At 54.2% G+C, this 12071-nt stretch carries 10 protein-coding genes; 6 read left to right on the top strand and 4 right to left on the bottom strand.

Translation table 11 applies throughout. The annotated features are described in order from the left end of the window. Positions 1–20: 20 nt before the first annotated feature. Both znuB and znuC read right to left on the bottom strand, forming a co-directional pair. Positions 21–806 (bottom strand): zinc ABC transporter permease subunit ZnuB, encoded by a 786-nt coding sequence (znuB, locus tag ACJ9N4_RS02500; protein WP_411500220.1) that lies wholly within the window; start codon positions 804–806, stop codon positions 21–23. Beyond that, positions 803–1558 (bottom strand): zinc ABC transporter ATP-binding protein ZnuC, encoded by a 756-nt coding sequence (znuC, locus tag ACJ9N4_RS02495; protein ID WP_182271814.1) that lies wholly within the window; start codon positions 1556–1558, stop codon positions 803–805. Before znuC ends, znuB begins: the two co-directional genes overlap by 4 nt. Positions 1559–1635: 77 nt before the next feature. On the opposite strand from znuC, the gene znuA reads away from it, so the two are divergent. The 3 genes from znuA to lpxM all read left to right on the top strand — a co-directional run bounded on the left by znuA (position 1636) and on the right by lpxM (position 5008). Next, entirely contained in the window at positions 1636–2580 is a 945-nt protein-coding gene (gene znuA / locus ACJ9N4_RS02490; RefSeq protein ID WP_182271813.1) for a zinc ABC transporter substrate-binding protein ZnuA, read from the top strand. A gap of 15 nt (positions 2581–2595) precedes the next feature. Next, entirely contained in the window at positions 2596–3915 is a 1320-nt protein-coding gene (gene mepM / locus ACJ9N4_RS02485; RefSeq protein ID WP_182271812.1) for a murein DD-endopeptidase MepM, read from the top strand. A gap of 121 nt (positions 3916–4036) precedes the next feature. Then, entirely contained in the window at positions 4037–5008 is a 972-nt protein-coding gene (gene lpxM, locus ACJ9N4_RS02480; RefSeq protein ID WP_182271811.1) for a lauroyl-Kdo(2)-lipid IV(A) myristoyltransferase, read from the top strand. A 51-nt stretch (positions 5009–5059) separates the two neighbouring features. On the opposite strand, the gene pyk is transcribed toward lpxM, so the two are convergent. After that, a complete protein-coding gene (pyk, locus tag ACJ9N4_RS02475) occupies positions 5060–6502 on the bottom strand; it encodes a pyruvate kinase (protein WP_182271810.1) in 1443 nt (480 codons plus the stop codon). 116 nt (positions 6503–6618) lie between these two features. Next, entirely contained in the window at positions 6619–7488 is an 870-nt protein-coding gene (locus ACJ9N4_RS02470; RefSeq protein ID WP_182920023.1) for a MurR/RpiR family transcriptional regulator, read from the bottom strand. 355 nt (positions 7489–7843) lie between these two features. Here ACJ9N4_RS02470 and zwf point away from each other — a divergent pair, with 355 nt between their 5' ends. The 3 genes from zwf to kdgA all read left to right on the top strand — a co-directional run bounded on the left by zwf (position 7844) and on the right by kdgA (position 12046). Then, positions 7844–9319 (top strand): glucose-6-phosphate dehydrogenase, encoded by a 1476-nt coding sequence (gene zwf, locus ACJ9N4_RS02465; RefSeq protein WP_182271808.1) that lies wholly within the window; start codon positions 7844–7846, stop codon positions 9317–9319. Between the two features lie 234 nt (positions 9320–9553). Continuing rightward, entirely contained in the window at positions 9554–11365 is a 1812-nt protein-coding gene (gene edd / locus ACJ9N4_RS02460; protein WP_182271807.1) for a phosphogluconate dehydratase, read from the top strand. A gap of 39 nt (positions 11366–11404) precedes the next feature. Further along, on the top strand, positions 11405–12046 hold the full coding sequence (kdgA, locus tag ACJ9N4_RS02455) for a bifunctional 4-hydroxy-2-oxoglutarate aldolase/2-dehydro-3-deoxy-phosphogluconate aldolase (RefSeq protein ID WP_006811025.1): 642 nt from the start codon (positions 11405–11407) through the stop codon (positions 12044–12046). The last annotated feature ends 25 nt before the right edge of the window (positions 12047–12071 follow it).

The following is a 12071-nucleotide window of genomic DNA, read 5'->3' as shown; positions in this document are numbered from 1 at the left end:
GGGCATCAGCGCCCTCGGTCTTAACTTGCTGTTTTCTTCATCATACTGAAAATAAACAGCAGCGCCGCGCACAGCACTACTGATGGGCCTGCCGGTGTGTCATAACATGCCGAGAAAGTCAGCCCGCCTGTTACCGCAATCATCCCCACGATAACCGCTACACCCGCCATTTGCTCCGGCGTACGGGCAAAACGACGTGCTGTGGCCGCCGGAATGATCAGCAGTGAGGTGATAATCAGCGCACCGACAAATTTCATTGCTACCCCGATGGTCAACGCAGTTACCAGCATCAGTAGCAGCTTCACGCGCTGCAGTTTCACGCCGTCGACAAACGCCAGATCCGGGCTCACGGTCATTGCCAGCAGGTTACGCCACTGCCACAGCAAAATGCACAGCACCACCACAACCCCGATGGCGATAGAAATCAGGTCTTCCGGCGTCACGGCCAGCAGGTCACCAAACAGGTAGGCCATCAGGTCAACGCGGATATTGGACATCAGACTCACCACGACCAGCCCCAGCGACAGGGCGCTATGCGCCATAATGCCAAGCAGCGTATCAATGGCGAGGTGAGGGCGCTTTTCCAGCCAGACCAGACCGGCAGCCAGCAGCAGCGTGACCACAATCACCGCATAGAACGGATTGATGTCCAGTAACAGGCCAAAGGCAACCCCGAGCAGAGAGGCATGCGCCAGGGTATCGCCGAAATAGGACATTCTGCGCCACACCACAAACGAGCCAAGCGGGCCCGCGGCGCAGGCAAGCATAATCCCGGCCAGCCAGCCGGGCAGTAACAGTTCAATCATGAGTGTCCATTTCCCCGGCGCAGGACAATTCGTCCCTGTAAATCGTGGCGGTGATTATGATGATGGCGATAAATTCCCAGCTGTTCAGCACCGCGGGGGCCAAACATAGAGATAAACTCCGGGTGCGTCGACACCACGTCCGGCGTGCCGGAACAGCAGATATGATGGTTCAGACACAGCACTTCGTCGGTTTTTGCCATCACCAGATGCAGGTCGTGGGAAACCATCAGTACCGCGCAGTTAAGCTCGCGGCGCAGCTGGTCGATTAAATCATAAAGTGCAACCTGACCATTCACATCCACACCCTGCGTCGGTTCATCCAGCACCAGCAACTGTGGGCTGCTCAGCAGCGCACGGGCAAGTAAAACGCGCTGGGTTTCACCACCAGAGAGTTTCTGCAACGGGGCGTCGACAAGATGACCCGCCTGGACACGTTTCAGCGCCGGGAGAATGTCGGCTTTATGTGTACCAGGGCGAAGACGCAGGAAGCGGCTGACCGTCAACGGCAGCGTGGCGTCCAGGTGTAATTTTTGCGGCACATAGCCGATACGCAATTTTTCTTCGCGCGTGATCACGCCTTCGTCAGGTCTTACCAGGCCAAGCACTACGCGAACGAGCGTGGATTTACCTGCACCATTAGGGCCGAGCAGCGTCAGAATTTTGCCGGGTTTCAGATCCAGTGACACGTCAGAAAGGACGCGGCGCTGACCGAATGAGACCGAAATATTTTCGAGAGAAACCAAAGTCGTCATGTCAATTTAAGCTTGCAGAAGTCAACGAATGTTATAATATCACATTCCACACATTCATTACGATGATTAGTCGCATTATGTTACATAAAAATACGCTTCTTTTCGCAGCATTATCCGCTGCTCTTTGGGGTACAACAGCACAAGATGGTAACGCCGCCGTTGTCGCTTCGCTTAAACCGCTCGGATTCATTGCTTCGGCCATTGCAGACGGGGTGACAGAGACTCAGGTTTTGCTGCCTGATGGTGCCTCCGAACATGACTATTCCTTGCGGCCGTCGGATGTAAAACGCTTACAAAACGCGGACTTAGTTGTCTGGATTGGGCCAGAAATGGAAGCGTTTATGCAGAAATCGGCAAAACAGGTTCCTGAACAGAAACAGGTCACTATTGCCGAACTGTCAGGCGTGAAACCGCTGCTCATGAAAGGGGCTGATGACGACGGTGGCGAACACGACCACGCGCATGCCAGCAGTGAAAAAGGTGATGGAGATCACCATCACGGCGAGTACAACATGCATCTTTGGCTTTCCCCAGAGATAGCGCGGCTTTCAGCGGTTGCAATCCATGACAAATTAGTGGAACTTATGCCGCAAAGTCGAGCCAAACTAGACGCCAACCTGAAGGATTTTGAGGCTCAATTAGCCGCAACCGATAAGCAGGTGGGTAACGAGCTCGCACCGTTGAAAGGAAAAGGGTATTTCGTTTTTCATGACGCCTATGGCTATTACGAAAAACACTACGGCCTGACCCCACTTGGTCACTTTACCGTCAACCCTGAAATTCAGCCCGGTGCGCAGCGTTTACATGAAATCAGAACACAGTTGGTTGAGCAAAAAGCGACTTGCGTTTTTGCTGAGCCACAGTTCAGGCCAGCGGTCGTAGAAGCCGTGGCCAGGGGAACATCCGTGCGCATGGGAACCCTTGACCCGCTAGGAACGAATATCCAGTTGAGCAAAGCGAGCTATTCGCAGTTCCTCAGCCAACTGGCGAACCAGTATGCGAGCTGCCTGAAAGGAGATTAACGAGGAAGTGAATACGTGCAACAGATAGCCCGCTCTGTCGCTCTGGCATTTAACAATTTGCCCCGACCCCATCGCGTTATGCTGGGGTCGCTTACTGTTCTCACCTTAGCGGTCGCCGTCTGGCGGCCCTATGTGTACCACCCAAGTTCTGCCCCTATCATCAAAACCATTGAGCTTGAAAAGAGCGAGATCCGTTCTTTACTGCCAGAGGCCAGCGAACCCATCGACCAGACGGCTCAGGAAGATGAAGCCATCCCTCAGGATGAGCTGGATGATAAAACCGAAAATGACTCAGGTACCCATGAATATGTCGTCTCGACGGGCGATACGCTGAGCAGCGTTCTGAACCAGTACGGCATTGAAATGGGGGATATCAGCCAGCTGGCAGCCGCGGATAAAGCATTACGCAACCTTAAAATTGGTCAGCAACTCTCCTGGACATTGAGCGCGGAGGGCGATTTACAGAGCCTGACGTGGGAAGTGTCGCGTCGTGAAACCCGCACCTATGAGCGTACTGCAAACGGTTTCAAGATGGACAGCGAAATGCAGCAGGGCGACTGGGTGAACAGCGTGCTGAAAGGCACCGTTGGAGCGAGTTTTGTCTCCAGCGCACGTGATGCCGGGTTGACCAGCGCTGAAATCAGCGCGGTTATCAGGGCCATGCAGTGGCAAATGGATTTCCGTAAACTGAAAAAAGGCGATGAGTTCTCTGTGCTGATGTCCCGTGAAATGCTGGATGGCAAACGCGAGCAAAGTCAGCTGGTGGGTGTTCGCCTGCGTTCCGAAGGTAAAGATTACTACGCCATTCGCGCCGAAGACGGTAAGTTTTATGACCGTAACGGTACCGGGCTGGCGAAAGGCTTCCTGCGCTTCCCGACGGCTAAACAGTTCCGCGTCTCTTCCAACTTCAACCCGCGTCGTCTGAACCCGGTCACCGGACGTGTTGCACCACATCGTGGTGTCGATTTCGCGATGCCGCAGGGTACGCCAGTGCTGGCGGTGGGTGATGGCGAAGTGGTCATGGCTAAACGCAGCGGGGCTGCAGGGTATTACGTGGCGGTTCGTCATGGACGTACCTACACCACCCGTTATATGCACCTGCGTAAAATGCTGGTGCAGCCGGGGCAGAAAGTGAAGCGCGGCGATCGTATTGCGCTCTCGGGTAATACCGGACGCTCTACGGGTCCGCATCTGCACTATGAAGTGTGGATTAACCAGCAGGCGGTGAATCCGCTGACGGCGAAGCTGCCGCGCACCGAAGGCCTGACGGGTAAAGATCGTAATGATTACCTGGCTCAGGTGAAAGAGGTGATACCGCAACTGCGTTTTGACTAAACGCTGTTCAGCATAAAGCCGGTGCCAGTGCGCACCGGCTTTTTCTTTTGTGCCTGAGCCTCAGCCTCGCTACACTATTCGCATTATTCGTTTTTTTCGCATTACCTTCCCTGGAATCAGCATGGAAACAAAAAAAAATAACATTGAGTATATTCCTGAGTTTGAGCCGTCGTTTCGTCACCCGCGCAACTGGGGAGCCTGGCTTGGCGTATATGCCTTCGCCGGTATCGCGTTACTGCCAGCATCCGTGCGTGATCCTCTGCTGGGAAAGGTAGGCCGTCTTGCCGGACGGATGGGTAAAAGCGCCCGCCGCCGCGCGCAGATCAACCTCTATTACTGTTTCCCTGAAAAGAGCGACGCCGAGCGCGAAGCGATTATTGATGCCATGTATACCACTGCCCCGCAGGCAATGGCGATGATGGCAGAGCTGGCACTGAAAGGGCCAGAGAAAATCCTCAATCGTGTGGACTGGAAAGGGCTGGAAATCATCGACGAGATGCGTCGCAATGATGAGAAGGTGATTTTTCTCGTTCCTCATGGCTGGGGTGTGGATATTCCCGCCATGCTGATGGCATCGCAAGGCCAGAAAATGGCGGCGATGTTCCATAATCAGGGGAATAAGATCTTTGATTACGTCTGGAATACCGTGCGTCGCCGCTTTGGTGGTCGCCTGCATGCGCGTAACGATGGAATCAAGCCGTTTATTCAGTCCGTGCGTCAGGGATACTGGGGCTACTATTTGCCGGATCAGGATCACGGTGCTGAGCACAGTGAGTTTGTCGATTTCTTTGCGACCTACAAGGCGACACTGCCTGCGATTGGCCGCTTGATGAAAGTCTGCCGTGCCAGAGTTGTTCCGCTGTTCCCTGTTTATGATGGCAAAACGCATCGTCTGAGCATTGAAGTGCGTCCACCGATGGATGACTTGCTGACTGCCGACGATAACACCATTGCGCGGCGCATGAACGAAGAGGTGGAGCTTCTGGTGGGGCCACATGCAGAGCAATACACGTGGATACTGAAGCTGCTCAAAACGCGTAAACCGGGCGAAAAAGAGCCGTACAAACGTAGAGAGCTTTTCCCGGGTAAATAAAAAATATCCCCTCTCCCTGAAAGGGAGAGGGGAGCGCATATCCAGCCTTGATTACTCGACTGTCATAACGCGTGTGGTGTTAGTCGAACCGATGGTGCTCATCACGTCGCCCTGCGTCACGATGACAATATCACCGGATACCAGATAGCCCTTATCACGCAGCAGGTTAACCGCATCAGTCGCCGCCGCAACACCGTCACAGGCACTGTCGAAGTGAACTGGCGTGACGCCGCGATACAGCGCTGTCAGGTTCAGGGTGCGCTCGTGGCGGGACATGGCGAAGATTGGCAGGCCGGAGCTGATACGGGAAGTCATCAGCGCGGTACGGCCAGATTCGGTCATGGTGATGATCGCCGTAACGCCTTTCAGGTGGTTAGCCGCGTACATGGCGGACATCGCAATCGCTTCTTCCACATTGTCGAACTGTACATCCAGACGGTGCTTAGAGACGTTAATGCTTGGGATCTTTTCAGCACCCAGGCATACGCGCGCCATTGCGGCGACGGTTTCTGCCGGGTACTGACCCGCCGCTGTTTCTGCGGACAGCATCACGGCATCGGTACCGTCCAGCACGGCGTTGGCCACGTCCATCACTTCTGCACGGGTTGGCATTGGGTTGGTGATCATGGACTCCATCATCTGGGTCGCGGTGATCACGGCGCGGTTCAACTGACGTGCGCGGCGAATCAGTGCTTTCTGGATACCGACCAGTTCCGGGTCGCCAATTTCCACACCCAGGTCACCACGGGCAACCATGACCACGTCAGACGCCAGGATCACGTCGTCCATTGCGTCCTGGTCGCAAACGGCTTCAGCACGTTCAACTTTGGCCACGATTTTCGCATCACAACCGGCATCGCGAGCCAGACGGCGTGCATAGTTCAGATCTTCGCCGCAGCGCGGGAAGGAGACGGCCAGGTAATCAACCCCAATCAGCGCAGCGGTTACGATATCCGCTTTGTCTTTTTCGGTCAGCGCTTCTGCAGAGAGGCCACCGCCGAGTTTGTTGATCCCTTTGTTGTTAGAAAGCGGACCACCGACGGTCACTTCGGTGAACACCTTCATTCCCTGAACGTCCAGCACTTTCAGCTGTACGCGACCGTCGTCGAGCAGCAGGATGTCGCCAGGCACCACGTCAGCCGGCAGACCTTTATAGTCGATACCGACTTTCTCTTTATCGCCTTCGCCTTTGCCCAGGTTGGCATCCAGCAAGAATTTATCACCGATATTGAGGAAAACTTTGCCTTCTTTAAAGGTGGATACGCGAATTTTGGGACCTTGCAGGTCACCGAGGATAGCAACATGGCGACCCAGTTTGGCCGCGATTTCGCGCACTTTATCAGCACGTAATTTATGGTCTTCTGGCGTACCGTGAGAGAAGTTCATACGCACCACGTTGGCACCAGCGGCGATAATTTTTTCAAGGTTATTATCGCGATCGGTAGCCGGGCCTAAGGTGGTTACGATCTTGGTTCTGCGAAGCCTTCTGGACATGTAATACTCCGTTGACTGAAACAACTTTGGTGTTGCGTGAACATTGAATCGGCCTTCTTCTGCTGCAAAGCAACAGAGAGGGGACCGAATGCCGTAAATCGTTTACATCTTAGTTATTAGGGAACATCACTCTTTATGAGCAATTCTTTATCAAAACGCGATTCCTTGAGCGCTTCTTTGACACGCTTCAAGTTATCTCTGAATTTTGTGCCCCGGCGTAAGGTAAAACCGGTTGCCAGCACGTCAATCACCGTAAGCTGCGCCAGACGAGACACCATCGGCATATACATGTCCGTGTCTTCAGGCACATCCAGAGTGATGGCGAGCGTCGCTTCTCGCGCCAGCGGTGTGCCCGCCGTCGTCAGGGCGATCACCATGGCATCGTTTTCACGCGCCAGCTGTGCCAGTTCAACCTGACTCTTGGTACGACCCGTGTGCGAGATAAGCACCACAACATCATCTTCGCTACAATTCATACAGCTCATGCGTTGCAGCACAATGTCATCGGAATAAATCACCGGAACGTTAAAGCGGAAGAACTTGTTCATGGCATCATGTGCCACAGCTGCTGACGACCCGAGACCGAAGAAGGCAATACGCTTGGCCTGCGTCAGTAAATCGACCGCGCGATTTACCGAGCTCATATCCAGCGACTGGCGGACGTGGTCAAGCGTGGCCATTGCCGACTCAAATATTTTCGCCGTGTATGCATCTACGCTGTCGTCTTCATCCACATTGCGATTAACATAGGGCGTGCCGTTTGCCAGACTTTGGGCCAGATGCAGTTTAAAATCAGGGAAACCGCGCGTTTCCAGACTGCGGCAGAATCGATTTACCGTCGGTTCGCTGACGCCCGATTCCTGTGCCAGAGCGGCGATGCTTGAATGAATCGCCTGAGCGGGGGAGGCGAGAATAACTTCGGCCACTTTTCGCTCGGATTTGCTAAGGTGTTCCAGTTGAAACTGGATTTTTTCCAGCATGTTCATCGTTAACAAGGCGCTCATGGGTGGAAACGATTTCATTGATTGATGAAATCATGATTCGATTTAGCCGATATTACCCCTGTGGTTTCTTAAAGGGTAACAGTCGACAAGAAATGTTGTTGTTTTTTTTCATTACTTGATCGATGTCGGGTTTTACCGTGGCCGGACAGAACAAAGAATCATCGGTTTTCGCGTTATTGCCGTGCCGCATGCGTTTGGCAGGTCAAAAATCACCGTATCGCACGTGACGTTAAGCGCTAATGGTTTCGGGAATGACGTAAAAGCAGTACAGTGCATTGTAATAAAATTACAACGATACCTGGCAGAAGCACCAGGTTATCCAACTGAGGAGAATGACATGGCGGTAACGCAAACAGCCCAGGCATGTGACCTGGTCATTTTCGGCGCGAAAGGCGATCTTGCACGCCGTAAATTGCTGCCTTCCCTGTATCAACTGGAGAAAGCGGGCCAACTCCATCCGGATACCCGTATCCTGGGTGTAGGGCGCGCCGACTGGGACAAGGACGCTTATACCAAAGTGGTGCGCGAGGCGCTCGAAACTTTCATGAAAGAGAAAATTGATGAAAGTTTGTGGGATACCCTGAGTGGCCGTCTTGATTTCTGCAACCTGGACGTTAACGACGTCAGCGCGTTCACCCGTTTAGGTGAAATGCTGGATCAGAAAAACCGTGTCACCATTAACTATTTCGCCATGCCGCCAAGCACCTTCGGCGCAATCTGCAAAGGGCTGGGCGAGGCAAAACTGAATAACAAACCAGCACGCGTGGTTATGGAAAAACCGCTGGGTACATCTCTGTCGACCTCACGCGAAATTAACGACCAGGTGGGCGAATACTTCGAAGAGTGTCAGGTGTACCGCATTGACCATTACCTGGGCAAAGAGACGGTACTGAACCTGCTGGCGCTGCGTTTTGCTAACTCCCTGTTTGTAAACAACTGGGATAACCGCACTATCGACCACGTGGAAATTACCGTGGCCGAAGAGGTGGGCATTGAAGGTCGCTGGGGCTACTTTGACCAGGCCGGTCAGATGCGTGACATGATCCAGAACCACCTGCTGCAAATCCTGTGCATGATTGCGATGTCTCCGCCATCCGATCTGACGGCTGACAGCATCCGCGATGCCAAAGTGAAAGTCCTGAAATCACTGCGCCGCATTGACCGTTCAAATGTACGTGAGAAAACCGTTCGCGGTCAGTACACCGCCGGGTTTGCACAGGGTAAAAAAGTACCGGGCTATCTGGAAGAAGAGGGTGCGAACAAATCCAGCAACACAGAGACGTTTGTGGCGATCCGTGTGGATATCGACGACTGGCGCTGGGCGGGTGTTCCGTTCTATCTGCGTACCGGTAAACGTCTGCCAGCCAAATGCTCTGAAGTGGTTGTGTACTTCAAAAACCCGGAACTGAACCTGTTCAAAGAGTCCTGGCAGGAACTGCCGCAGAACAAACTGACCATCCGTCTGCAGCCGGACGAAGGTGTGGATATTCAGATCCTGAACAAAGTCCCAGGCCTGGATCACAAGCACAACCTGCAGACCACCAAGCTGGATCTGAGTTATTCCGAAACCTTCAACCAGACGCACCTGGCTGATGCTTACGAGCGTCTGCTGCTGGAAACCATGCGTGGTATCCAGGCGCTGTTCGTGCGTCGCGATGAAGTGGAAGAGGCGTGGAAATGGGTCGACTCCATCACCGAAGCCTGGGCTGCCGATCAGGATGTGCCAAAACCGTATCAGGCGGGGACCTGGGGGCCAGTCGCATCGGTTGCGATGATCACCCGTGATGGTCGCTCATGGAACGAGTTTGAGTAAGATTATCCACTAACCCGGAGGTGTTATTTTACCGGTAACATGATCTGGCACAGTTAGTCGCATAATTTTTAATCTTTTAAGCTCCGCGTGGATTCACCCGCGGAGCTTTTTTTATTACACTGCCGGAAGTGATTTTGCCCCTGGGCTCCGGACAGCAAGCGTTTCAGCGTTGTTAACAACTGCCAGCAACTTTGTAAACTCCCGAGCACGGACAGATAAATTAAAGGAGCTTTTATGAATCCTGTATTGTTACGCGTAACAAAACGCATTATCGAGCGCTCAAAAGAGACGCGCTCGGCCTACCTCGCCCGGATTGAACAGGCAAAGAGTAACACTGTCCACCGCTCTCAGCTGGCCTGCGGTAACCTGGCCCACGGCTTTGCCGCCTGCCAACCCGATGATAAAGCCTCGCTGAAAAGCATGCTGCGTAACAATATCGCCATTATTACCTCCTATAACGATATGCTTTCCGCGCACCAGCCGTATGAGGTTTACCCGGATATCATCCGTAAAGCGCTGCACAGCGTGAATGCAGTCGGTCAGGTCGCGGGTGGTGTGCCAGCGATGTGCGACGGTGTAACCCAGGGTCAGGACGGAATGGAGCTGTCTCTGCTGAGCCGCGAAGTGATTGCGATGTCTGCGGCGGTTGGCTTGTCTCACAACATGTTCGATGGTGCGCTGTACCTGGGCGTGTGTGACAAGATAGTCCCGGGGCTGGCGATGGCGGCACTGTCGTTTGGTCATCTGCCCGCAATTTTTGTGCCGTCAGGTCCAATGAGCAGCGGCCTGCCAAACAAAGAAAAAGTACGTATTCGCCAGCTGTATGCTGAAGGCAAAGCAGACCGTCAGGCGCTGCTGGAAGCGGAAGCCGCCTCTTACCACGCGCCGGGTACCTGCACCTTCTACGGTACGGCCAACACCAACCAGATGGTGGTGGAGTTTATGGGGATGCAGCTGCCAGGTTCGTCCTTTATCCAGCCGGATGCTCCGCTGCGTCAGGCGCTGACTGAAGCCGCTGCCCGCCAGGTGACGCGTTTGACCGGTAACGGCAGCGAGTGGCTGCCTCTGGGTAAAATGATCGACGAAAAAGTCGTTGTTAACGGAATTGTCGCGCTGCTGGCAACCGGTGGTTCAACTAACCACACCATGCACCTGGTAGCGATGGCACGCGCGGCGGGCATCCTGATCAACTGGGACGATTTCTCCGATATTTCTGCTGTTGTACCGCTGATGGCGCGTCTGTACCCGAATGGCCCGGCGGACATTAACCACTTCCAGGCAGCCGGTGGCGTGCCGGTTCTGATGCGTGAACTGCTCAAAGGCGGTCTGCTGCATGAAGATGTGAACACTGTGGCGGGCTTTGGTCTGCAGCGCTACACCCTGGAGCCGTGGCTGAACAACGGCGAGCTGGACTGGCGTGAAGGCGCGAGCGCGTCCCTCGATGCGCAGGTTATCGCCACCATCGACAAACCGTTCTCTCACCACGGTGGTACCAAAGTGCTGAGCGGTAACCTGGGTCGTGCAGTAATGAAAACGTCTGCCGTACCGGAAGAGAATCAGATTATCGAAGCGCCGGCGGTGGTGTTTGAAAGCCAGCACGACGTGTTACCAGCCTTTGACGCTGGCCTGCTCGACAAAGATTGCGTGGTGGTGGTGCGCCACCAGGGGCCAAAAGCCAACGGGATGCCAGAATTGCATAAACTTATGCCGCCACTTGGTGTATTATTGGACCGCTGTTTCAAAATTGCGTTGGTGACCGATGGACGCCTTTCTGGGGCATCAGGTAAAGTGCCTTCAGCGATCCACGTGACCCCTGAAGCTTACGACGGCGGCCTGCTGGCGAAAGTTCGCGATGGCGACATGATCCGCGTCAACGGTCAGACAGGCGAGTTAACCCTGCTGGTGGATGAAGCAGAGCTGGCAGCACGTAAGCCACATATTCCTGACCTTAGCGCGTCGCGTGTGGGTACCGGACGCGAAATGTTTAGTGCGCTGCGTGAGAAACTCTCCGGCGCGGAGCAGGGCGCAACCTGTATTACGTTTTAAGACGACTTGATTTTATCGATCTGGCGAGAGAAAACTCTGATGAAAAACTGGAAAACAAGTGCAGAAGCAATCCTGACCACTGGCCCTGTCGTGCCGGTTATTGTGGTAAATAAACTGGAGCACGCTGTACCGATGGCGAAAGCGCTGGTTGCAGGTGGGGTTCGCGTTCTGGAAGTGACTCTGCGTACCGCCTGTGCGATGGACGCTATCCGCGCTATCGCCAAAGAAGTACCGGACGCGATCATCGGTGCGGGGACTGTTCTGAACGCGCAGCAGCTGGCTGAAGTGACCGAAGCAGGCGCACAGTTCGCGATCAGCCCGGGTCTGACGGAGCCTCTGCTGAAAGCCGCAACCGAAGGTTCTATTCCGCTGATCCCTGGTATCAGCACCGTGTCTGAACTGATGCTGGGCATGGACTACGGTCTGAAAGAGTTCAAATTCTTCCCGGCAGAAGCGAACGGCGGCACCAAAGCGCTGCAGGCCATTGCCGGTCCATTCTCTCAGGTTCGTTTCTGCCCAACCGGCGGTATCTCTCCGGCGAACTACCGTGACTACCTGGCGCTGAAAAGCGTGCTGTGCATCGGTGGTTCATGGCTGGTTCCGGCTGACGCGCTGGAAGCCGGTGACTGGGATCGCATTACGAAACTGGCTCGTGAAGCAGTTGAAGGTGCTAAGCAGTAAGCGTGTAGTCGAATGAAAAACGGGC

It is taken from the genome of Enterobacter sp. LM3, assembly GCF_046622475.1.
Lineage (GTDB): Bacteria > Pseudomonadota > Gammaproteobacteria > Enterobacterales > Enterobacteriaceae > Enterobacter > Enterobacter cloacae_P.
The sequence above is the reverse complement of the archived record's forward strand: the minus strand, read 5'-3'. Positions and strand labels throughout refer to the sequence as shown.